Here is a 24,032-nt window from a genome sequence, read left to right on the forward strand (position 1 = left end):
AAAATAAGACTTGGAAAAACCTAAGGCTGATCAGTAAAACGGAAGGAATCCACGTCGATATAACCCTGATCTGGACGGGGGTTATAGCAGAACAAGGCAAACTGCTGCCCCTGGAAGGTTCCAGTCCGCCAGTCATAACCCAGATCAAAACTGCCACCCAACACGTTCCAGGTTCTGCCATCCAGGCTGTAAGCGACTTCAGCCTTGTTCTTTCTGAAATCCATGTCCGTGCGCAGATGAATCTTGCTGACATTGATCGGGCGCGATGACACCCGCACTTCGGTCTGTCGTCCGATCGCGGTGTCTTCTATTACCTCCATACTCAGAAACAATTTGTCTGCTGCATCACGCTGGACAGTGATGTGGCCGTTAAATTTCCCCATGGTGCCGAATCCGCATACATCACCTGCCAGCACATTGCTGACATCCACCTCAACCTCACCACGACTCCAGGGCCCCTGCCCCTTCTGGGTCAGCGTATTGCGCGCCGCCCAGAACTCGCTTGCCTTGGTTGCTTCCAGCCGCAAGAAGCCTCGCCGCTCGCGCAAGGACCAGAGGCTGTCATCCGGATTGTGGTTCCATTGCCACTGCATACCCAGGGTTTGCGCACTGAAATCGTCAGAGGTCGCCAATTTTGTGATTGGCTTGCCAAGGATAGGCTTGGGGGCGACTGCCGGCACCTGGCCCGGTGCATCTTTGCTACCCCACACTGGCCAATCATCCTCCCAAAAAATCGGACTGATATTCGTCATGCGCCCGATGGGGCCAGCATCAACCATCACGAAGCCATACCAGTTGCCATCCGGCAGATCAACGATCCCGCCCTGATGCCCACCTGTACGATCATCGATTTGCGCATGCGATTCCCAGGGACCGGACAGGCTCTTGGCGCGCGACACGATCAGCGTCAGAGTGGATGGCAATGCGTTGAAAAGATAGTAATACCCCCCCCGCTTGACCAGCTTGGAACCTTCCGCCCCCTTGATGTAATGAATCTTGCGCGAGTCAGTCACCTTTGAATAGTCGCTGCTCAGACTTAGCAAGTTGACCGTACCATCCGACCCAATGGAAGTCGCGATATAGCCCTTGCCGTCAGGCTCGATGAACATGGCAGGGTCAAACGCAGCGCGATCCAGCTCATGGTAAGCCCAGGGGCCTTTGACATCCTTACTGTAGTAGACACGGGTATTTTGCTTGACCGGCGTCACCACCGCATAGAACGTACCCTGGTAATATCGCAGGCTGGCAGCAAACAATCCGCCACGATACGCATTCCCGTTTTTGAGATCATATTGCTCCATCCCGTTCAGTTTTGACACGATATGCGAAGCAAATTCCCAATTAACCAGATCTTTGGAATGAAGCAAAGTCAGGCCAGGGCTATTCGCAAACGTGGTGCTGACAAAGTAAAAGTCCTCACCGACGCGAATGATGTCAGGGTCAGGATAATCAGCATACAGCGGTGGATTGGTGTAGGTGCCATCACCATTGTCACCCGACCTGGCCTGCGCATCGGACATGCCGATATGGAACATGCACAGCACCATCATCAATGTCATTGCGATGCGTTGCACAATTTGATGTCGAATGACATGCGCCGTTTTATGACTGGAAGATACGCCGCTCATTGTTGAACCCCCAGTACAGTGATGGACTGCGGTGCCAATGTGAATGCCAGTTTATTACTACTGATACCGACTTTCACTTGCTTGGGAGTAACCGTTTCAGGCGCTTCAAATGTATTGACTGCATCAATGCGCGGAGCCGTCAAGGTTTCACCAAGCGCTGCACTGGCATTCATGCCAGGCAGATTAATGGCGATGCTGACCGCCGCATTGGGATCAACATTGGTCAGCGCCAGCCACAGCTTGCCGTTCTTGTCTCTTGCTGCAATAACATCCACCCTCGGCAGACGGACATCACCGAAGATATAAGTGCCAGCGTCAATACTGACCGGCACCAGCTTTGCATCCTGGAACGGCACATACATCTTGAAGACGTGGTAAGTTGGCGTCAGCAATATACGCTCTTTGTCAGTCAATATCATGGCCTGCAGCACGTTCACCATCTGCGCGATATTGGTCATCCGCACCCTGTCTGCATGTCGCGCAAAGATATTGAAATTGAGTGCTGTGAGAATGGCATCCCGCTGCGAATTCTGCTGCATCAGAAAACCAGGTTTGCTGCCTGGCGTAGGTGCCAGCCATGAACCCCATTCATCAACCACCAGGGCAATTTTTTTTGCCGGATCATATTTATCCATGATGGCCGAATGCGTCTTGATAAGATCATCCATGCCCACCGTCTCTTTGATGAAACTGGCATATTCATCCTCGCCAAAGCCGGTCGCCTTCTTTGCTGGTGGCCAGCCGTTGACTGTGTATGAATGCAGGGACAGGCCATCGATATTCCAGCTCCAGACCTTGTCGCGCCATGCTTTCATGATGGTTTCGGTGTACTCAGTCTTGCCACCATCAGGACCAACTGCGATCTGCTGCATTTTCTGGTCATTCAGGTAATTCCTGCTGAAGCGGGAATACAGTTTGAGCTGACTCAGGTAATAATCAGCGCTCATGGCACCGCCGCAACCCCAGCTTTCATTACCTATACCCCAGAACGCCACCTTGTAAGGTGCAGGATGTCCGTTCGCTGCCCGCTCCTGGGCCAGGGCTGTGTGTTCGGAAGTTAAGTATTCCAGCCATTCTGCAGATTCCTGCGGCGTACCGGTACCAACGTTGGCAGAAATATAGGCTTCCGCCCCGATTTGCTCGACGAAATCCATGAATTCGTGGGTGCCGAAAGTATTTGGCTCCACCACCCCACCCCAGTTAGGATTCAAGCCTGCACGCCGCTTGTCAGCCGGACCTATGCCGTTACGCCAGTGGTATTCATCAGCAAAACAGCCACCTGGCCAGCGCACCACCGGCACCCTGATCGCTTTCAGCGCCGCCACCACGTCATTGCGAATGCCACGTGTATTGGGAATCGTCGAAGTTGGCCCTACCCACACTCCTTCATAGATACCATATCCAAGATGTTCAGCAAACTGACCGAAGATGCGCCGGTCTATGGTAACCCCAGGCTTATTGGCGTCTATACTGGCGTCTATCGTGAGTGAGGCAGTCTTCGTCGTCTCGGCAGCACCAACCCCGGTCGACGACAGAGCAAACACCAGCGTGGCGAGGCTGGAATAAAGATATTTCATGAAATCTCCTGTTTTTCTTAGTGTATTTTTCTTGTGTATTTTTGAGCAAAATGCAGCATTTCCATTTTCTTTGAATGACTTGCTCATCAATGGTAGCGCAAACAATTACAACAAGCGCAACTGTTGGCCAGCATAAAAAGTCCGCACGTCAAATAAAAACAAAAACCATTTGACGACACCAATGCGATAGCAAAAATCAATATCCAGGCCACACCCGACATCTCTTCACCGAAAACAAAAAAGCAGGGATATGCGCTTGGATTTTCTTAAGAAATGCCTACCATTATATTCTTTCATTGCCCTATGTAAACTGCGTTTCGGCAAAGCAAATTCAATGAGCGAATCCAGTCAAAATACAATCAAAATCCTGCTTAAAAAATGATTGTAAGACTTCAAGTTCGCGCAAGCCAGCGACCGCATTGCAAGTAAGTCAATGAATGGACAAAATCGCAGTATCGCAAATATGTTAGCGTACAACATGAAATTAATTATTTCATTGACACCCACTTAATTTAGCTTATAAACTAAAAATGGTCGCGCTACCAATCCCCATAAAAAAGCCGGCTAAAAACAAAAAAATAGCGGTAAAAACCGAATCTGGAGACATCAATGCCTATGAAATGCCACCGCCTGGCTGTACTTCATGCCACGAGCAGAAACGCCGCCCATCCAAGGTCTAAAGATGCGCAATTACCACAACGGCCTGCCTTCTTGCGTTCGCGACCCTAAATAAGCACTTGGGTTCCAGGATTTGATCCTTACTGAAAATTTTTGGCCAATTCACTGACTAAGCATCACTGAATCATCGAATCGTATTCCCGACGCTGGCATCTTGCGTACACTTGTCAGCGCAGGACGCATGCTCAGATTCGCAGCCAGGCTTCCAGCCCAGGTGCCTGACCTTCTCACTTGCCGCCTGATCCCGATCGGGCGGATTGACCCACCGTCTATCCACCATTTGGTGACATAGACGGTGGTTTTTTCGATATAACGCAAGGAATGTAATGAAAACCCCGAAACACCGTGCACACCGAGCCTGGCTGTTGACCTCAGTCTTCCTGCTATCCCTGCTGGACTATTCAATGGCAGTCGCCGCCGACGCCATTCCCTATTTACGCAAGCAAGGCTCGGCCACACAACTCATGGTTGACGACCAGCCCTTCCTGATTCTGGGTGGTGAATTGCATAATTCGTCAGCCTCCAGCCTGACTTATCTCAACAAGCTGTGGCCTGCTTTGAAAACCGCAGAAATCAACACGGTACTGGCACCCGTGGAGTGGGATCAGATTGAGCCTGTCGAAGGTCGTTTCGACTTCACTATCCTCGATGGCATGTTGCAACAATCCCGCGCCAACAACACCAGGTTGATCTTGCTGTGGTTCGGTGCCTGGAAAAATTCCATGTCCACTTATGTCCCGACATGGGTCAAGCAGGATCAGCAACGCTTCCCGCTGTCACGAAACCGCAACGGCATAGCGCAAGAAATACTCACCCCGTTTGGCCCGAATACCCTGGCGGCTGACACAGCGGCCTACCAGGCTTTGCTTGCCCATCTCAAGCAAGTCGATACGCAACGCACCGTCATCATGATCCAGGTCGAGAACGAAATCGGCATGCTGCCAGACGTACGCGACTATGGCACGCTGGCCAATATCGCATTCAAGGGCCCCGTGCCCAAGGCCTTGATGGACTATCTGCAGGCGAATCGCGCCGACCTGCACACGTCCGTCAAAACGCTGTGGGCTGCCAATGGCAATCGCATGAACGGTACCTGGGCCGAAGTATTCGGTGCCAGCATCGCTGCGGAAGAAATTTTTCAGGCATGGTCTTACGCCCGTTTCGTTGAAACGATGACTGCCGCCGGCAAAGCAACCTATCCGCTACCCATGTATGTCAACGCAGCGCTGAATCGTCCCGGCAAGAAGCCGGGTGAATATCCGAGCGCAGGACCGCTGCCACACCTGTTTGATGTCTGGAAGGCCGGTGCGCCTTCTATTGACGTCTTGGCCATCGACACTTACTTCCCCAACTTTACCGAATGGGCAGTGCAGTTCAAGCGTCCGGATAACCCGCTGTTTGTGCCAGAGGGAAACAATGCAGGCCGGCACGACGCCGCCGCCAAAGCTTTCTACTCCATAGGCGAGCATGATGCTTTCGGGTTTTCACCGTTTGGCATAGAAGACAGCACGGGCAAGGGAGACGACACATTGCCGCAGGCTTTTCGGGTACTCAGGCAATTGGCACCAGTCATTGCCCAGTATCAGGGCAGCGGCAATATGCGCGGCTTCAAGGCCCACGTTTCCTATGAAGGCACAGTCGATTCCACCCCGCAAAAAGTCACCATGGGTTCTTTTGCGCTGCAGGTTGACCTGAACAATCGCTGGAGCAAGACCGAAACCAAAGACCTGGAAGCCCATGGCGGCCTGATCATCCGTTTGTCCGATAACGAATTTCTGATTGCAGGCAAAGGACTGACCGTCACTTTCAAGGATGCCAGCGATCCAGCCCGACTGGTTGGCTTCGAAAAAATCACGGAAGGCAGCTATGAAAATGGCAAATGGGTGGAAGGACGCTGGCTCAATGGCGATGAGAGCCACCAGGGGCGACAGATCATGTTGTCAAACAAGGAGTTTTCGATACAAAAGCTGCGGCTTTACCGGTATCGTTGAATGCTGGTTTGAATGCTGGTTGCGCCGTTTGCGCAACGAAAAAAACTGCACATGAAATAGGCTTACCATAGCATGTTAGCCCTACACAACATCCCTTGTGGTAAAGTTAGGTTCTAACATAAGCGCATTTTTTAATGGATTTTCAAGGCAGATGACAAAAAGCAAGGTGAAGCAAAACCCAGCACCAGCAGTGCCAACCGCCGACAGCCGGCTGCATGCGCCTACCATGTCCGATGTTGCAAAGCTGGCCGGGGTATCGTCAATGACCGTGTCGCGTGTGATGAACGGTGATACCAATGTGCGTGAACAAACCCGTGTGCGCGTTGATGCCGCCATCACTGAACTGAACTACATTCCCAATCAGGCCGCACGTCGCCTGGCCGGCTTGCGCACTATCCGTTTCGGGTTCTTATATAGCAATCCGAGCGCAGGTTATTTAAGTGAATTCCTGGTTGGTCTGCTGAATCAGGCCAGTCCCAACAATATACAGCTCGTGGTCGAAAAGTGTGAAGCCGATGAACATGACGTTGAACAGGCCCAGCGCCTGATTGCCAACGGGGTCGATGGCATTATCCTGCCGCCGCCCTTATGCGATTCTGCGCGTCTGATCGAACTGATTGCCGCATCCGGCACGCCAGCGGTAATGGTTGCCTGTGGCCAGCCTGACCCGCGCATGGGCAGTATCAGCGTCGACGACTTCCATGCTGCCTATGCGATGGCCAATCATCTGATTTCGCTGGGCCATCACCGCATCGGCTTTATCATTGGCCACCCCAATCAAAGTGCCAGCGCCCGCCGGCTGGAGGGATTCAAGGCTGCCATCGCTGAAAAACACGCAGACAATGCACCGGAATTAATTGTCCAGGGCATGTTCACCTATCGCTCTGGTCTGGATGCTGCAGAAGCCTTGCTGGGACTGGATGAACGCCCCACAGCCATCTTTGCCAGCAATGATGATATGGCTGCTGGCGTGGTCGCCATTGCCCACCGGCTGGGCCTGGATGTACCGGGCGACCTGACCGTTGCCGGCTTCGATGACACGGCACTGGCAACCACCATCTGGCCAGAACTGACCACCGTACGCCAACCTATTGCCGATATGGCCGAAGCGGCGGTGCAATTATTGCTGCGACAAATCCGCGCGCAGCGCAATGATGTGCCAGAAGCACCTGAGCACACACGTATAGAACACATGCTGGTGCGTCGCCAATCTGACGCCGCCCCGCGCCTGCGTCCGCGCTCCAAAATGCTGTCCAAGGTAAGGCTTTAGAACGCGCAGCACACCTGTTTTGCTCGCTACAGATCGTAAACACGTTCTAACAGGTATGCTGCGCATCAATCTGCCATTGCCACATGAATGCTGGCATGCAGGCAATCAAGCCCTGTCTTGCGTTCAGAATGACGAAAACTGCCGCTCATTCAAAACAATACGTCCCTCCGGCAGCATCTTCGTTCTGCCAATACTCCTGCGTATCCAGAGCAGCATCCACAGCAGCATTCAGGGCGAAATTCAAACCAGAATTCTGAATCGGCCCGGTTGACACCTTCCATTTACTCTTCACATGCTGTAGCGTGCAGCACCAAGTCATGACGTAGGCGAAGCAAAAAAACTGCCGTTTCGTTTCAATAAGCATTAAAACAATACATTAAGTAACATTGGCGACACCGCTACCCGCCATAATTCAGCCTTGGACTAGCCGAGTGGCAATAATGCCATCGGCCTGACGGTTTACAGGTGTAAACTAGAAAATATTAATAATTTATTACTTTTGATAATAAAATGAACAACAAACTCACTGATTTGCTCACACAGCGCATCCAGCCTTCGGCTCAATCTGCACAGGTTTTGCATCATCAGGCAGGACGTAGCCAGCCTCGCCTGCTGGCCTTGTTGTTGACAGTGATGGTGATAGGTGCCGGCGGCATCTGGTGGTGGAAATCGCGTCCTGATACCACTGCTGACGCCGCCAGCGCAACTGCCAAGTCCCCTGTCGGCAACGCCGGCGGGCGACGCTTTGGCGGTGCCAATACGATACAGCCGGTATCCATACAGACCGTACGCAAGCAGGATATCAAGGTGATGGTTAACGCCATAGGCAGTGTAACTGCATCAAATACAGCGATCGTCCATGCACAAGTGAATGGCGTGCTCCAACGCCTGCATTTCATTGAAGGACAGCAGGTCAGCGCTGGCCAGTTGTTGGCCCAGATTGATCCGCGTGCCTATGAAGCGACGCTGGGACAAGCGGAAGGTGCACTGGCCCGTGACAAGGCACAACTGGATAACGCCAATATTGACCTGGCACGTTATCGCGACCTGCTCGCTAAAGATGCTGTCCCCAAACAGCAACTTGACACTCAGCAAGCACTGGTTCATCAGCTTGAAGGCACAGTCAAGGTAGATCAGGCTGCCGTCGCCAGCGCAAGACTGCAATTATCTTATACCCGCGTGCTGGCCCCCACCGCTGGCAGGGTTGGCTTGAAGCAGGTTGACATCGGGAATGTGGTGCAGGCATCTGACGCCAACGGCATCGTCATCATCAATCAAACCCGTCCGGTTACGCTGGTTTTTGCGGTACCCTCCGCCAATGTGCCCCTGATCACGGCGCGCCTGCGCTCGAACACGGCAATGACCGTCAATGCCTGGGACCGTGGTGGCAAGCGTTTGCTGGCCACTGGCCGCGTCGCCACGGTTGACAATGCCATCGACACGACCACCGACACCATCAAAGTCAAGGCCGTGTTTGCCAATGCAGATGATGCCTTGTTCCCTAACCAGGCCGTCAGCGTCACCCTGCAAATGGATACGCTGAACGATGTGCTGGCAGTTCCACCATCGGCAGTATTGCGCGGCACCCAGGGCTTCTACCTTTACGTTGTCAATGCAGATAACACGGTCAGTACACGCGTCATCACACCGGGCACGGTCGATGGTGACTGGATGGCGATAGAAGGCCCTTTGAAAGCGGGTGAAAAAGTGGTGATTGACGGTGTTGACCGCCTGCGCGAAGGGGCCAAGGTGGAAGTCATCGCGTCTGACCCCAAACAGCGTGCCGGTGCCAACGCACCCGCTGGTGGTGGAAAACGTGGCAGGAATAAAGATAAAGGGGCCGACTCATCGGCATCGGCATCTGCATCAGCGTCAGCGTCGGCATCTGCATCCGTATCTGCGGCATCGTCGGCGCCTGCACATCAGCCTGCTGGCAGCACAGCCGCTTCCAAGTAGAGCCGGGCAGCCATCATGAATCCTTCAAGAATCTTTATTGAACGCCCCGTCGCCACATCCTTGCTGATGCTGGCGATCATGCTGGCGGGCATACTGGCATATCGACTGCTGCCACTGTCAGCACTGCCTGAAGTCGATTATCCGACCATACAGGTGACGACGCTTTATCCAGGTGCCAGCCCGGATGTCATGTCCACCACCGTCACTGCCCCTCTGGAAAGGCAGTTCGGCCAGATGCCGGGCCTGAACCAGATGACCTCGACCAGCTCCGGCGGTGCATCTGTCATTACCCTGCGTTTTTCTTTGGGTTTGTCACTGGATGTGGCAGAACAGGAAGTACAGGCAGCCATCAACAGTGGCAGCAATTTGCTGCCCAGTGATTTGCCCATGCCTCCCATCTACAGCAAGATCAACCCAGCCGATGCACCGGTACTGACGATTGCGATTACCTCACCTTCTTTGCAGGTCATCAAGCTGCATGATTTAACAGAAAATCGTCTGGCACCCAAACTGTCGCAGGTGGATGGAGTAGGCCTGGTCAGCATAGCTGGCGGGCGACGCCCTGCCGTGCGTATTCAGGCCAATCCGCAAACCCTGGCATCACTGGGCTTGTCACTGGATGACATCCGTTCGGCCATAGTCTCAGCCAATGTGAATCAGGCGAAAGGCAGTTTTGACGGTGCGCAACGTGCATCCACCATTGATGCCAATGACCAGTTGAAATCAGCCGCTGAATACCAGAACCTGGTGATTGCCTGGAAAAATGGCAATCCATTGCGGCTGAAGGACATCGCCCAGATAGTAGATGATGCAGAGAACTTGCGGCTGGCAGCATGGGCAGACAGCATGCCTGGCGTGATTTTGAATGTACAGCGCCAGCCAGGGGCGAACGTCATCCAGACTGTGGATCGCGTCAAGGCCTTGCTGCCCAAATTGAAAGCCTCGCTGCCTGCTTCGGTCGATGTGCAGGTCATTGCTGACCGTACCACCACCATACGCGCATCTGTTGACGATACGGAATTCGAACTGCTGCTTTCCATCGCCCTGGTGGTGATGGTGATTTTCCTGTTCTTGCGCAGCGCCAGTGCCACCATCATCCCCAGCGTCGCGGTGCCGCTGTCACTGGTGGGCACCTTTGGTGTCATTTATCTGGCCGGGTTTTCCATTAATAACCTGACGCTGATGGCGCTGACCATCTCCACCGGCTTTGTCGTCGATGATGCCATCGTCATGATAGAAAACATCGCCCGATTTGTTGAAGAAGGTGATACACCGATGGCGGCCGCCTTAAAAGGCAGCAAGCAAATCGGCTTTACCATTATTTCGCTGACGGTATCGCTGATTGCCGTGCTGATTCCACTGCTGTTCATGGGTGACGTGGTTGGCCGGCTATTTCATGAATTTGCCATCACGCTGGCCGTCGCCATTTTGATTTCTGCTTTTGTGTCGCTGACGCTGACACCGATGATGAGTGCCCGCCTGTTGCGTCCCGAGCATGAAATCAAACATTCGCGTCTTGGCGCATGGAGTGCACGCAGTTTTGATGCACTGGTCAATCGTTATGGCAGTGCCCTGAACTGGGTACTGGACCGCCCAGCCAGCACGCTGCTGGTATTCGCCTTCACCGTGGTACTGACAGCGATTTTGTATGTCTGGGTGCCAAAAGGTTTTTTCCCGGTACAAGATACGGGTTTGATACAGGTGATTACCGAAGCAACGCAAACCACCTCTTTTGAAGCCATGTCCACCCGCCAGCAGGCAGTGGCAGAGGCCATTTTGAAAGACCCCGATGTCGACCACCTGGCCTCTTTCATCGGCGTGGATGGTGCCAACCCCACACTCAACACCGGACGTATGCAAATCACCCTGAAGCCTTTCTCACAAAGACAGGCGTCGGCGTCCGAGATCATTCGCAGGCTGGATGAAAGCACATCCCATATTCCTGGCATCACGGCGTATATGCAACCCGTACAGGATCTCACTATCGAAGACCGTATTTCAAAGACGCAATACCAGTTCTTGCTGAGTTCCCCCAGCTCTGCAGACCTGACATCATCCACCAACCGCTTGCTGGCACGTTTGAAAAAACTACCGCAACTGGCGGATGTGGCCAGCGATTTGCAGGATGAAGGCCAGCAAGCCTATGTGCAGATAGACCGCGAAGCGGCTGGCAGACTGGGTGTCACCGTCGCCAACATTGATACGGCGCTTTACAATGCCTTTGGCCAGCGCCTGATCTCTACCATCTATACCCAGTCCAGCCAGTATCGTGTGGTGCTGGAAGCGGCAAAAGATGTCAAAACCGGGCTGGTTGCTATTGAAGGCTTGTACGTGCCGGGCACCTCAGTATCGGCCACTGGTGGTTCCAGCACCATACAAGTGCCGCTGACATCGGTTGCGCAGGTGATCAGCAAATCTGCCGCATTGGCGATCAATCACGTGGCGCAATTCCCTTCCGTCACCATCTCGTTCAACCTGGCAGGTGGTGCATCGTTGGGCAGCGCCGTAGATGCCATCAAGGCTGAAGAAGAAAAACTGGATTTACCGCCCAGCGTGGAAACCAGTTTCCAGGGCGCTGCCGAAGCTTTCCGGGCTTCACTCAGCAGTAGCCTGCTGTTGATCCTGGCGGCAGTGGTCACCATGTATATCGTACTGGGTGTGCTGTATGAAAGTTATATTCACCCTATCACCATACTCTCCACCCTGCCCTCTGCCGGCCTGGGTGCCTTGCTGGCCCTGCTGATAGCGGGGCAAGACCTGGGCGTAGTGGGTATCATCGGGATTGTGCTGCTGATCGGCATTGTCAAAAAGAACGCCATCATGATGATCGATTTCGCGCTGGATGCCGAGCGCGAACAAGGCATGGAACCGCGTGCTGCCATCCACCAGGCTTGCCTGCTGCGCTTCCGCCCTATTCTGATGACTACCATGGCTGCCTTGCTGGGTGCATTGCCACTGATGCTGGGTACCGGTGCCGGCCACGAATTGCGCCATCCTTTGGGCGTGACCATGGTTGGCGGCCTGATAGTCAGCCAGTTGCTGACTTTATTTACCACACCGGTCATTTACCTGGGCTTTACCCACCAGGCGCAAAAACTTGCTGAATGGCGCAGCAGGCGCGAAACCGCAAGGCTGGCGAAAGAAAGCCGTCTATGAATATTTCTGCGCCATTCATAGCAAGGCCGGTAGCCACCACACTGATCACACTGGGTGTGGCGCTGGCGGGTGTCATTGGTTTTCAATTGCTGCCTATCGCGCCTTTGCCCCAGGTTGATTTTCCGACGATTTCGGTGAATGCCTCGCTGCCTGGTGCCAGTCCGGACACCATGGCAGCAACCGTCGCCACGCCGCTGGAACGTGCGCTTGGCAGTATTGCCGGTGTCAGTGAAATCACATCGCGCTCTTCGCTGGGCTCGACCAGCATCACCCTGCAATTCGACCTGAATCGCAATATTAATGGCGCAGCCCGAGATGTACAGGCAGCCATTAATGCGGCGCGCAGTCTGTTGCCCAGCGGCCTGCCCAGCAATCCCACTTACCGTAAAGTAAACCCTGCCGACGCACCCGTGATGATACTGTCACTCACCTCAGAAACCCTGACGCGCGGCCAGATGTATGACGCCGCCTCTACCGTCCTGGCCCAGCGCCTGGCCCAGGTAGAAGGAATTGGCCAGGTAACAGTGGGGGGTGGTGCCCTGCCAGCCGTGCGCGTAGAACTTGATCCGGACAAGCTGTCACAGAAAGGCATATCGCTGGAAAACGTACGGTTGGCACTGACAGCCACCAATGCCAATCGTCCCAAAGGAGCCGTGGAAGAAGATGGCCATAGCTGGCAAATCAGTGCCAATGACCAGGCCCGCACGGCGGCTGAATATGCACCTGTCGTCCTGAGTTATCGCAATGGCGCAGCAGTGCGCTTGCGTGATGTAGCTGAAGTAGTGGATTCTGTACAGGATGTACGAAATTACGGTGTCGCCAACGGCAAACCAGCCATCGTCCTGTTTTTGCTGAAGGAACCTGGTGCCAACATCATAGAAACCGTAGAACGTGTGCGCACCCTGCTGCCACGTTTACAGGCATCCATCCCGCAGGCCATCGACCTGAATGTCGTCAGTGACCGTACACCGACCATCCGCGCATCGCTGCGTGAAGTTGAACGTTCACTGTCTATCGCCGTAGGTCTGGTGATCTTGGTCGTGCTGCTGTTTTTACGTAACTGGCGCGCCACCCTGTTGCCCGCAGTTGCCGTGCCGGTATCGCTGGCTGGCACCCTGGGTGTCATGTATTTGTGCGGCTATAGTCTGGATAACCTGTCCGCCATGGCCTTAACCGTGGCAACCGGATTTGTCGTCGATGATGCCATTGTCGTTTCTGAAAATATCAGCCGGTATATAGAACAAGGCTTAAGCCCACGCGAAGCGGCACTGAAAGGTGCGCGCGAAATCGGCTTTACCGTCGTCTCTATCAGCCTGAGCCTGGTTGCGGTATTTATTCCCCTGCTCTTGATGGGGGGCGTGGTTGGGCGTCTGTTCCGCGAATTTTCGGTGGTGCTGTCAATCGCCATCTTGATCTCCATGCTGGTGTCGCTGACCACGACCCCGATGATGGCGGCAGTGCTGCTGAAGCAACATGTCGTCAAACGTCCTGGAAAAATTGGTCGCGTGATGGCAAAACTCAATCGCCTGATGATGCGTGGTTATCGCCATTCGCTGATGTGGACCTTGCGTCACCAGCCTGTTGCCCTGATTGCGTTGCTGGGTGTGATAGTCCTTAACGTCTACCTGTACACGGCCATTCCGAAATCTTTCTTCCCACAACAGGATACTGGTGTCATTGTCGGCGGCGTACAGGCAGACCAGGGCAGTTCGTTTCAAATGATGCAGCAGCGACTCAACACCTTTGTGGCCATCGTCCGCGCTGATCCGGCGGTAGCGAACGTCAGCGGCAATACCGGCGGCGGGCAAAGCAATTCAGCCAATTTCTACATTACGCTGAAACCTATCAGTGAACGCCAGGTGTCAGCAGATGTCGTCATCACCCGCCTGCGTACCAGGCTGTCCCATGAGCCCGGTGCCAACCTGTTTCTGGTGGCGGCACAAGATATACGTATAGGTGGCCGTCAATCCAATGCGCAATATCAATATACCTTGCAGGCCGATGATCTGGAGGCCTTGCGTACCTGGGAACCGCGCATACGCAATGCCCTGGCACAATTGCCTGAACTGGCAGACGTGAACAGCGACCAGCAAGACAAGGGTATGCAGACTTCGCTCGTAATTGACCGCGATGCGGCAGCACGCCTGGGCGTATCAATGAGTGCCATCGACACCACCCTGAACGATGCCTTTGGGCAGCGCCAGGTTGGGGTCATCTACAACCCACTCAATCAATACCGGGTGGTGATGGAGCTGGCCAGCCCCTATCTTCAGGGACCAGCCACGTTTCAACGCCTGTATGTGACCAGCAGCGCTGGCAAGCAGATACCGCTTTCCACCATCGCCAGGTTCGAAACAACCAATACACCATTGTCGATCAACCACCAAAGTGGCACACCTGCATCCACGGTCAGTTTCAACCTGCCTTTAAATGTATCCTTGTCCGAAGCCACCCAGGCCATCAATAATGCAATGGCCGAACTGGGTGTACCGGTATCGGTACGCGGCAGCTTCCAGGGGACAGCAAACGCGTTTCAACAATCATTGTCATCACAACCGATCCTGATCGCTGCTGCCATCATTACCGTGTATCTGGTATTGGGCATGCTGTACGAAAGCCTGATTCATCCGGTGACCATCTTGTCGACCCTGCCCTCGGCGGGCGTGGGTGCCTTGCTGGCACTGATCTTGTTCAATACCGACTTTTCCATCATCGCCCTGATCGGCGTGATCCTGCTGATAGGGATCGTGAAGAAGAACGCCATCATGATGATAGATTTTGCCATCAGCCGTCAGCGTGCCTACAGTGCAACTGCCGGAGCAGCGATATTCCGTGCTGCCTGCCTGCGCCTGCGCCCCATCCTGATGACCACATTTGCTGCCATTTTTGGTGCCGTGCCGCTTGCCCTGGGCAGTGGCGATGGTGCCGAGTTAAGGCAGCCTTTGGGTATCGCCATCGTTGGCGGCCTGATACTCAGCCAACTGCTGACTTTATACACTACGCCTGTCGTCTTCGTCATGATGGACAGACTGCGCAGGAAACGCTTGCCACGTCCGGAAAAATTCCCGGGAATCGCGGGTGAACCTGCAATGACTATTACTCAATAGGTAGCATTTCATGAAATTTGCTCTTCGTCACACATATACTGCCCCGCTGCTGACATCCCTGCTTGCACCGATGATGCTGGCCGCTTGCGCAGTCACCAAAGTTGATCCGCCGGCACCCGTTGTCGCCACCGACCAGTTCAAGGAAAGTGGTGCATGGCTACAGGGAAACGCGGCAGCTACGCCGGTACCTGACAACTGGTGGACCCTGTTCAAGGACCCGGTACTGGATGAGCTGGAACGCCGCCTGGTCATCGATAATCAAAATCTCAAGGTGTCTGCTGCCCAGGTCGCCAATGCGCGTGCTGCGCTGGAAGCCAGCCGCAGTGCCATGTACCCCAGCCTGTCGGCCGGTTTAAGTGCCAGCCGCGACGCCAGCCCGACGGCAACCACGTCCGCCAATGCCAGCAATCCCAGCAACAGCATGTCCCTGACTGCCAATGCAAGTTGGGAAGTCGACCTGTGGGGACGTCTGTCACAGGCAAGTGCCGGGGCCCAATCCACCCTGCAAGCCAGCATGGCCGATTTAGCGTCAGCCCGGCTGTCGGCGCAGGCCACCTTGGCACAAAGCTATTTTTCCATGCGCACTATTGATGCCCAGTTGTCACTCAGTGATCGCAGCATTCAGGCGTATGAACGCTCCTTGTCACTGACGCAGGCACGCTATGAAGGCGGGGTTGCCGGTCGCACCGATGTCCTGCAGGCGCAGACCCAGCTCAAAAGCGCCCAGGCCCAACGCGCTGACCTGACCGCCCAACGCGCGGTGCTGGCGCATGCCATCGCCGTGCTGGTAGGCACCCAGCCGGCTGAACTGACCATAAACCATGACGCCAGCTTGCCTGTGGCACCAGTGGTGCCAGCCATGCTGCCGTCAAACCTGCTGGAACGCAGGCCAGACATTGCGGCTGCGCAGCGACGCGTGGCCAGCGCCTATGCGCAAATCGGCGTGGCGGATGCGGCTTACTTTCCTTCGCTGTCACTGTCTGCCAGTGCAGGATATCGTGGCACATCCCTGGGGCAATTGATCAGTGCACCTCACTTTTTATGGTCACTGGGCAGCAGCCTGACGCAATCCATTTTTGATAGCGGTCAAAGAAAACTGGCCAGCGCCCAGGCCCGTGCCAGCGCCGAACAACTGACTGCCAGCTACCGGCAGGTGGTGTTAACAGCCTTGCAGGAAGTCGAAGATAACCTGATCTTAAATGCCCAATTGCAGCAGGAAGCGCAATTGCAATCAGAAGCACTGCAGGCCGCCCAGCGCAATCTGGAAATCACGCTTGATCAATATCGCGCTGGCACCGTCAGTTATCTCAACGTCGTGGTTGCACAGGCATCTGCATTCAGCAGTGAAAGCAGTTTGCTCAGTGTACGCAACCGCCAACTGGCGGCTATCAGTCAGCTATTAAAAAATGTTGCTGGAAGATGGGATGCCTGAGAACGTGTTTACGATCTGTAGCGAGCGAGCGTCAGCGGGGTGAAGAGCAGCGCAAAAAGCGGAATGTACTCTAAGTACATGAGCATTGTGAGCAGCGCATGAACCCCGATCACGCACGCGCAGTAAGATCGTAAGCAGGTTCTGAGATGGGATGCCTGACATCGTCATATAAAAAACACATGTAGAAAATGTTTATGGAAAACACCGTATTTTCAGAGCTCAAATTCTGGCTGATGATGCTGACCTCTTTCGTACTACCGTTTGGCTTGTATAGTGTCTTGATGATGAAACGAGCCATCTCACGACAAACCACGCTGATGCTTGGTTTTGCACTGGTGGCAATCGCAGGGCTGGATGTCTACTTCCTGCGAATGCTTGCGGCTGCAGCCAAATTGACGCCCTCGCTGGCCGACGATACGGTGTTTGTTTCTGAAGTATCACTCGCTTTGTATATTCTACCCGTCATGTTCGGTGGCATAGGGGTCAATATCATTTCACATGTACTTGTGAAACATCTGGACGAGGCGAATGAACGTTTCAGAAACGAACATTTAGAAAAATGAAACAACTGAATCCAATTCTATGTATGCAGCATCTCCAAATTTTTTGCACCACACAAGGAATGCCGAGGTCTGTCATTCCCCACTTTAAGTGATCTCATAAAATAGCAACTCAATGCCTAAAAGAATCAATCAAAATTTCTCTAATACAAACTATCAACGACTATATTGATCTTGAATGATCGCTTTATTGGGACGTAAATTGAAAAGCTCCCTCCATGTCAACAAACTACAATGTGGTCACACGAAATCGCGACGCAGTTTCTTACAATGCGTGGCGGGAAGTGCGCTATACTTTAGTCTTCCAGCACCATCATTCTCTATAGAACAGGACGTCGAATCGAGCTTGCATGAGCGGGCAACAGCCCTGCTTGACTCAGTTCTTTCTGTTGACATACATAGCCATGCCGGCGGCATCCTCGGCCACAATGCTATTGCCCAGGATATTTCCTCTCCCATGAAACAGGGAAGATTATCGGCTATCTGTCTTTCATTGGCTTCAGACAGCATACTTCTGTCTACCAATAAGAAAAATAAGCTCTTTGCCCGGCGCGAACCCAAACCCGGCGAATTACATGCATACATGGTCAATAGGCTGGATTTTGTCGACCGCATGATTGCTCAGCAAGGCCTTCAGCGGGTTTTGACCCTGGCAGATTTACAGGCCAGTAAAGAAAAAAAATCAGCCGGCGTTATTCTTGCTGTTGAAGGAAGCGATTTTCTTGAAGGGAAAATCGAACACCTGCAAATCGCCTACAAGAGAGGAATACGCCATTGGCAACTTGTGCACTACCGCATGGACAATGCACTGGGCGATATTCAAACCGAAGCACCGCTCTACGGAGGTGCAACGCCGTATGGCCTCGATGTAGTGCGGGAATGCAATCGACTTGGGATGGTTGTCGACGTGGCACATGCTACCTTCGCTACGGCGAATCAGATCGCGAACGTCTCCAGCACCCCTTTAATACTTTCACATACCGGTTATTCCGCCGCGCCGAAATTTCAATCGCGCTGGATTAGTGCCGACCATGCGAAGCTGGTGGCTGATACCGGAGGTGTTATCGGCATCTGGGCGAACGCGCATTCATTTTCCGGGTTCGCAGACTATGCGGTGGGTATCGCAAAATTGGCGGATTTAATTGGCATCGACCATGTGGCAATCGGCACCGATAAAGAAGCAATGCATCCGCCAATATTTTCTTCCTATGCAGAGTTCCCCGAATTTGTCGGCCAGCTACTGCTACATTTTAATAAAACGGAAGTCGGCAAAATAGTAGGTGGAAATTATTTGCGCGTATTCGATCAAGTTACCAGGCACGGCAAGGCAGATTGACTCAATAAATCACAAGCATTCATCGAAACCTTCATTGAACGATCTACCGATCCATATTGTTAAACCTTGCGAGTATTGTGCCGATGTTATTGGGTGCTGAAAATGACGCCACTCAGGGATCGGTTACTTGCAAACGAAGTTTTTTCATGGGTATTCAATTATTGCGTGATGAAGTTAGGCACATTTATGCAAAAAGAAAATAATATGTAAATTGCAACAATTAAATAGAAAAATGCTTAATAGGCATTTAATTTCATATTTTCCCACGAAGCTCTGCTTGTGCTGGATCAAATCAAGTGGCACTACACGTCATGACGATTGAAACAAAATCCGTATTGATATATATTCTCATTATCATTTAGGTTTAGCATTTATTCTTTACGGGAAGCTCATCATGCATGATTTGCCATTTGAACAAGCGGGCGCCATGACTTTGAATCAGATGAAAGTCGGTGATTCAGGGATAGTGCTTGATGTACAAGATCAGGATCATGCAAAAAGTGATGCTGCTTTCAATATTACCCGCCGTTTGAAAGAACTGGGTTTTGTGAAAGGTGAACCGGTAAAGGTTTTGCATAAAGGCTATTTTGGTGGTGAGCCTCTGGCAGTCAGAATTGGCCAATCCACTTTTGCACTAAGAAACTTTGAAGCGGCATTAATTGGCGTTACTCACTCAGGAAAAGTAGGAAAATAGTGAAAGAATTGTTTTCTCCGCGTATCGCTCTTGTCGGCAATCCCAACTGCGGAAAAACTGCACTGTTCAACAGATTGACGGGTGCGCGGCAAAAAGTAGCCAACTATGCTGGCGTCACCATAGAACGCAAAGAAGGCAAGTTTCGTTCGTCTGCGGGGCGTGACTGGCAGGTATTGGATTTGCCGGGCACTTATAGCCTGCATGCAGCCACCCCGGATGAAGAAATCACCCAGCAGGTAGTCACCGGCAATCATAGCGACGAAGCCATGCCAGACGCCGTGGTATGCGTGGTAGACGCCACCAACTTGCGACGTGGCTTGCGGGTGGTGCTGGAACTGATCGCCCTTGGTCAGCCCATGGTTCTGGCAGTCAATATGATGGATATCGCAAAAAAACGCCATATCCATATCGACATCGATGCCATCAGCAAGGCACTGAACATACCGGTAGTTGAAACAGTCGCGGTTGATCCACAGGGCATTGATGCCTTGCTGACTCAACTTGAAACACTGGCGCAGCAATTGGTGCCGTCGGCCAATATCACGCCACATGCGCTGACCAATCAAAGCCCCGAAGCGCTGCAAGAAAGAGTCAATGCGGTATTGCAATTGAGCGTATCGCAAGCCGCTGATGCGGCCAATGACATCAGCCTCAGCTATCGCCTGGACAGCTGGGTATTGCACCCTGTCGTTGGCCCCGTGATTTTTGCAACCCTGATGTTCCTGGTATTCCAGGCAGTATTTGCCTGGGCGCAAATGCCCATGGACATGATCAAATCCGTCATTGATGCAAGCGGTGCTGCCGTGGAAGCGGCCTTGCAGCCGGGTATCTTGCAGGGTTTGCTGGTCAAGGGTGTAATTGGCGGTGCCGGCAGCGTGTTGGTATTTTTGCCGCAGATTGTCATCCTGTTCTTTTTCATTCTGGTGATGGAAGATTCGGGCTATCTGCCGCGCGCTGCGTTCTTGCTGGACAAGGTCATGGGCAAAGTCGGTTTATCCGGACGCGCTTTTATTCCCCTGCTGTCCAGCTTTGCCTGTGCCATTCCCGGCATCATGGCGACCAGAACCATACAAAATTCGCGTGATCGCCTGGTGACGATCATGATTGCGCCGTTGATGACCTGCTCTGCCCGCTTGCCGGTGTACGCGCTGATCATTGCTGCCTTCATTCCCGACAAAGCCGTGTGGGGCGTGCTCAATCTGCAAGGCCTGGTGCTGTTTTTTCTGTACCTGGCAGGCATAGTCTCGGCCATGCTGGTGGCTTTTTTCTTCAAGAAAAAATGGGGTAGCCACATCCACCAACAGGCGCTGATGCTGGAACTGCCCGATTACAGATGGCCGAATCTGCGCAATCTGGTGCTGGGCCTGTGGGAGAGAATCAAGATCTTTACCACACGTGTCGGTACCATCATTTTATCGCTGATGATATTGCTGTGGTTCCTCAGCAGCTTTCCCGGTGCGCCGGCAAATGCAGATCAGCCGGCGATTTATTACAGTATTGCCGGTCAACTGGGGCGCTTGCTGGAATTTGTATTTGCCCCGATAGGCTTTAACTGGCAAATTTGTATCGCCCTGGTACCTGGCCTGGCGGCACGTGAAGTCGCCGTTGCAGCCCTGGGGACTGTATATGCCTTGTCACAGTCTGGCGAAGAACTGAGTCGCTCGCTGGAACCGCTGATTGCCCAGTCCTGGAGTCTGCCGACCGCACTGTCACTGCTGGCCTGGTATGTGTTTGCACCGCAATGCGTGGCGACACTGAGCGTGGTGAAACGCGAAACCAATACCTGGCGTTATCCGGTCATGATGGCAGCTTACCTGTTTGGTCTGGCCTACCTGGCTTCTTTCCTGACCTTTCATATGTCAACTTACCTGCTGGGGAGATGAGAAATGCAAAACCTGATTGCCAGCTTGTTATTGCTGTTGGCCAGCGTATACCTGCTATTGAAATACATGCCCAAGGCCACAAAAAACAGGATCAAAATTTATTTCCAGAGCCTCCACCCTGCCCTTGTGCCCGTGCTTGACGGCTTGTCAAAACAGAGCGATGGCTGTGGTTCTGGATGTGGCGGCTGCGCGTCCAACAATACTGCGTCAAACAATCATTGTTCGAAGCCGCAGTCTCCAGAACAGACTATCAAGCTGATCAAAAATTTGCCAGCCCAGAAATAGCACCTGTTTCACGCTCTGCCTGCCGTTGGCAGTCAGCCGGAATTGATGTATCCTCAAAACATAAAATAGATACAATTTTTGGGACTTTTGAGACAAACAAGGGCTTTAGCGGGATATGACAGTAATCATCTACGACAAGACCGAAAAAGGGCGTGAAGAAATTGCGACCCGTAAGCATCAGTTAGCATCACGCCTGCGGACCTTGCTGGTCATGGTGGATGGCAAGCATACGAATGACGACATCATGAGGAAAGTGACAGGACTGGGCCTGACCGAACAAAACATGCAAGAGCTGCTGGAGCAAGATTTCATTGTTGCAATCACAGTCCAATCAATACCGGCAGCAAGCAACACGCACGCCTCTTCTGGCACACCAGCGACGCCAGCAGCACCAGTGACCAAGCCAAGCGAACCCGCTACAGCGGCAGCCCCCAGCCTGCCTGCAATGACAGATGCAGAACGTTTCCAGGCACTGCATAACTTCTTCAATGAAACCATTAAAAGTGCCATAGGCTTGCGTGGTTATGGCCTGCAATTGAAAGTGGAACGGGCATCGACCATCGACGATTTCCGTGGACTCCGGCAGGCTTATGTAGAGGCCGTGCAAAAAGCCAAGGGCCCGGAAATGGCACGCAGCCTGCGTGATCGACTGGACCAGTTATTAAACGACGGCAGTGCCTGATACAAAATCAATCCTGAAACTCACTCATTAGCCACAACTGGTGCAATCAGACATCATTCATGCTTCATGCAGATAAACAAAAAGCCAGGTACCCCTGGCTTTTTGTTTTGCAACTTGCTGTTATTGGCAGCACTTATTCAATACCCTGGCTGCTCAGGTATTCCTCATACGTGCCCTGGAAGTCGACAATTTTATTTTCCTTGATTTCCAGTACGCGCGTCGCCAAAGATGAAACAAATTCTCGATCATGCGACACGAAAATCAGGGTGCCGGCATATTTTTCCAGCGCGATATTCAGTGACTCGATCGATTCCATATCCATATGATTGGTAGGCTCATCCATCAGCAAAACATTATGGCGACCCAGCATCAGCTTGCCATACATCATGCGACCTTTTTCACCGCCCGACAAAACCTTGACTGATTTTTTGACGTCATCACCGCCAAACAGCAAGCGCCCCAGGATGGAACGCACGGCCTGATCATCATCGCCTTCCTGCGTCCACTGACCTATCCAGTCAGTCAGGTTTTTGTCTGATGCAAATTCTTCGGTAGGATCTTGCGGCATGTAACCGACATTGGCATTTTCTGCCCATTTAACAATGCCATAATCAGCGTGCATGCCGGTAATGTCATCGCCACCTATGCAACGCAACAACGTGGTTTTACCGATACCATTGGCACCGATGATCGCGATTCTTTCACCTGCTTCCACCATCAGGTCCACATTCTTGAACAATGGCTTATCGTAAGCTTTACTTAAGGATTGCACTTCTACAGCCAGGCGATGCAATTTCTTTTCGCCATCGAAACGTACGAAAGGATTTTGACGGCTGGATGGTTTGAAATCTTCAATCTTGATCTTGTCAATCTGCTTGGCACGTGAAGTTGCCTGACGCGCCTTGGATTTATTGGCAGAGAAACGACGGACGAAGTCTTGCAGTTCTGCGACTTTTTCCTTGGCCTTGGCATTGTTGGCCATTTGCTGTGCGCGTGCCTGGGATGATGCCAGCATGTAGTCGTCATAGTTACCCGGATACACTTTCAAGGTACCGTAATCCATATCCGCCATGTGGGTACATACCTGATTCAGGAAATGGCGATCATGGGAAATGATGATCATGGTGGAATTACGTTCATTCAGAATGTCTTCCAGCCAGCGGATGGTATTGATGTCCAGGTTATTGGTCGGTTCATCAAGCAACAGGATATCCGGATTGGAAAACAGCGCCTGGGCCAGCAAGACACGCAGCTTCCAGCCGGGTGCAACGGCACTCATGGTGCCCTGATGCTGGTCAATTGGTATGCCCACGCCCAGCAACAATTCACCAGCGCGCGCTTCAGCGGTGTAGCCATCATATTCGGCAAATTTGGCTTCCAGGTCGGCAGCCTTCATGTAGTCATCATCAGTCGCTTCCGGGTTAGCGTAAATCGCATCCCGTTCCGCCATCGCTGCCCACATCTCGGTATGGCCCATCATGACCACTTCCAGCACGCGCCTGTCTTCAAAGGCAAACTGATCCTGGCGCAATTTACCCAGTCGCTCATTCTGATCCAGCATGACGGTACCAGAAGACTGTTCAAGATCGCCCCCCAGAATTTTCATAAAGGTGGATTTGCCACAGCCGTTGGCACCGATCAGGCCATAGCGGTTACCTTCGCCAAATTTGACTGAGATATTTTCAAACAGTGGCTTGGGGCCAAACTGCATGGTGATATTTGCGGTAGAAAGCACAGAAAACCTTTTGCAATAAATATGAGGATTAACCTCACATTATAGCATTGCGGTTTTACCTC

15 protein-coding genes are annotated in these 24,032 nt (G+C 52.7%); 12 read left to right on the top strand and 3 right to left on the bottom strand.

From position 1 onward, the window contains the following. Positions 1 to 20: 20 nt before the first annotated feature. The gene (locus ACO0K9_RS03835; protein ID WP_422981926.1) at positions 21 to 1,574 is read right to left on the bottom strand and encodes a glycoside hydrolase 43 family protein; all 1,554 of its coding nucleotides are present in this window, start codon (positions 1,572 to 1,574) and stop codon (positions 21 to 23) included. A gap of 50 nt (positions 1,575 to 1,624) precedes the next feature. Then, positions 1,625 to 3,205, bottom strand: coding sequence for an alpha-N-arabinofuranosidase (locus tag ACO0K9_RS03840; RefSeq protein ID WP_422981928.1), 1,581 nt, complete (start codon positions 3,203 to 3,205; stop codon positions 1,625 to 1,627). 1,004 nt (positions 3,206 to 4,209) lie between these two features. Here ACO0K9_RS03840 and ACO0K9_RS03845 point away from each other — a divergent pair. The 12 genes from ACO0K9_RS03845 (at position 4,210) to ACO0K9_RS03900 (ending at position 22,235) form a co-directional block, all read left to right on the top strand. Continuing rightward, positions 4,210 to 5,874: a DUF5597 domain-containing protein gene (locus ACO0K9_RS03845; RefSeq protein WP_422981930.1), complete on the top strand. Its 1,665-nt coding sequence runs from the start codon at positions 4,210 to 4,212 to the stop codon at positions 5,872 to 5,874. A 151-nt stretch (positions 5,875 to 6,025) separates the two neighbouring features. Next, positions 6,026 to 7,144 carry a LacI family DNA-binding transcriptional regulator gene (locus ACO0K9_RS03850; protein WP_422981932.1) on the top strand — a complete coding sequence of 373 codons (1,119 nt, stop codon included), beginning with the start codon at positions 6,026 to 6,028 and terminating at the stop codon, positions 7,142 to 7,144. 510 nt (positions 7,145 to 7,654) lie between these two features. After that, positions 7,655 to 9,100, top strand: a complete 1,446-nt coding sequence (locus tag ACO0K9_RS03855; RefSeq protein WP_422981934.1) for an MdtA/MuxA family multidrug efflux RND transporter periplasmic adaptor subunit — start codon at positions 7,655 to 7,657, stop codon at positions 9,098 to 9,100. 15 nt (positions 9,101 to 9,115) lie between these two features. Continuing rightward, positions 9,116 to 12,256: an MdtB/MuxB family multidrug efflux RND transporter permease subunit gene (locus ACO0K9_RS03860; RefSeq protein ID WP_422981936.1), complete on the top strand. Its 3,141-nt coding sequence runs from the start codon at positions 9,116 to 9,118 to the stop codon at positions 12,254 to 12,256. Then, on the top strand, positions 12,253 to 15,363 hold the full coding sequence (locus ACO0K9_RS03865; protein WP_422981938.1) for a multidrug efflux RND transporter permease subunit: 3,111 nt from the start codon (positions 12,253 to 12,255) through the stop codon (positions 15,361 to 15,363). The genes ACO0K9_RS03860 and ACO0K9_RS03865 overlap by 4 nt, the downstream gene beginning before the upstream one ends. A gap of 10 nt (positions 15,364 to 15,373) precedes the next feature. Continuing rightward, on the top strand, positions 15,374 to 16,795 hold the full coding sequence (locus ACO0K9_RS03870; protein WP_422981940.1) for an efflux transporter outer membrane subunit: 1,422 nt from the start codon (positions 15,374 to 15,376) through the stop codon (positions 16,793 to 16,795). A gap of 194 nt (positions 16,796 to 16,989) precedes the next feature. After that, positions 16,990 to 17,358 carry a hypothetical protein gene (locus tag ACO0K9_RS03875; protein ID WP_422981942.1) on the top strand — a complete coding sequence of 123 codons (369 nt, stop codon included), beginning with the start codon at positions 16,990 to 16,992 and terminating at the stop codon, positions 17,356 to 17,358. A 175-nt stretch (positions 17,359 to 17,533) separates the two neighbouring features. Continuing rightward, positions 17,534 to 18,691, top strand: coding sequence for a dipeptidase (locus tag ACO0K9_RS03880; protein ID WP_422981944.1), 1,158 nt, complete (start codon positions 17,534 to 17,536; stop codon positions 18,689 to 18,691). A 394-nt stretch (positions 18,692 to 19,085) separates the two neighbouring features. Further along, entirely contained in the window at positions 19,086 to 19,385 is a 300-nt protein-coding gene (locus ACO0K9_RS03885) for a FeoA family protein (protein WP_422981946.1), read from the top strand. Then, positions 19,385 to 21,268, top strand: coding sequence for a ferrous iron transporter B (gene feoB, locus ACO0K9_RS03890; protein WP_422981948.1), 1,884 nt, complete (start codon positions 19,385 to 19,387; stop codon positions 21,266 to 21,268). Before ACO0K9_RS03885 ends, feoB begins: the two co-directional genes overlap by 1 nt. A 3-nt stretch (positions 21,269 to 21,271) precedes the next feature. Further along, positions 21,272 to 21,553, top strand: a complete 282-nt coding sequence (locus ACO0K9_RS03895; protein WP_422981950.1) for a hypothetical protein — start codon at positions 21,272 to 21,274, stop codon at positions 21,551 to 21,553. 115 nt (positions 21,554 to 21,668) lie between these two features. Then, positions 21,669 to 22,235, top strand: coding sequence for a hypothetical protein (locus ACO0K9_RS03900; RefSeq protein WP_422981952.1), 567 nt, complete (start codon positions 21,669 to 21,671; stop codon positions 22,233 to 22,235). Between the two features lie 133 nt (positions 22,236 to 22,368). On the opposite strand, the gene ACO0K9_RS03905 is transcribed toward ACO0K9_RS03900, so the two are convergent. Then, positions 22,369 to 23,970, bottom strand: coding sequence for an ABC-F family ATPase (locus tag ACO0K9_RS03905; RefSeq protein ID WP_422981954.1), 1,602 nt, complete (start codon positions 23,968 to 23,970; stop codon positions 22,369 to 22,371). Between the last annotated feature and the right edge of the window lie 62 nt (positions 23,971 to 24,032).

This window comes from Undibacterium sp. Ji50W (assembly GCF_049340445.1).
GTDB lineage: Bacteria > Pseudomonadota > Gammaproteobacteria > Burkholderiales > Burkholderiaceae_D > Undibacterium.

What these genes read in the sequence shown, in the direction of transcription:
- ACO0K9_RS03845 (WP_422981930.1), top strand. Translation starts at nt 4,210, where the DNA reads ATGAAAACCCCGAAACACCGTGCACACCGAGCCTGGCTGTTGACCTCA.
- ACO0K9_RS03870 (WP_422981940.1), top strand. Translation starts at nt 15,374, where the DNA reads ATGAAATTTGCTCTTCGTCACACATATACTGCCCCGCTGCTGACATCC.
- ACO0K9_RS03880 (WP_422981944.1), top strand. Translation starts at nt 17,534, where the DNA reads ATGATCGCTTTATTGGGACGTAAATTGAAAAGCTCCCTCCATGTCAAC.
- ACO0K9_RS03875 (WP_422981942.1), top strand. Translation starts at nt 16,990, where the DNA reads ATGGAAAACACCGTATTTTCAGAGCTCAAATTCTGGCTGATGATGCTG.
- ACO0K9_RS03860 (WP_422981936.1), top strand. Translation starts at nt 9,116, where the DNA reads ATGAATCCTTCAAGAATCTTTATTGAACGCCCCGTCGCCACATCCTTG.
- ACO0K9_RS03865 (WP_422981938.1), top strand. Translation starts at nt 12,253, where the DNA reads ATGAATATTTCTGCGCCATTCATAGCAAGGCCGGTAGCCACCACACTG.
- ACO0K9_RS03900 (WP_422981952.1), top strand. Translation starts at nt 21,669, where the DNA reads ATGACAGTAATCATCTACGACAAGACCGAAAAAGGGCGTGAAGAAATT.
- ACO0K9_RS03840 (WP_422981928.1), bottom strand. Translation starts at nt 3,205, where the DNA reads ATGAAATATCTTTATTCCAGCCTCGCCACGCTGGTGTTTGCTCTGTCG.
- ACO0K9_RS03885 (WP_422981946.1), top strand. Translation starts at nt 19,086, where the DNA reads ATGCATGATTTGCCATTTGAACAAGCGGGCGCCATGACTTTGAATCAG.
- ACO0K9_RS03850 (WP_422981932.1), top strand. Translation starts at nt 6,026, where the DNA reads ATGACAAAAAGCAAGGTGAAGCAAAACCCAGCACCAGCAGTGCCAACC.
- ACO0K9_RS03895 (WP_422981950.1), top strand. Translation starts at nt 21,272, where the DNA reads ATGCAAAACCTGATTGCCAGCTTGTTATTGCTGTTGGCCAGCGTATAC.
- ACO0K9_RS03855 (WP_422981934.1), top strand. Translation starts at nt 7,655, where the DNA reads ATGAACAACAAACTCACTGATTTGCTCACACAGCGCATCCAGCCTTCG.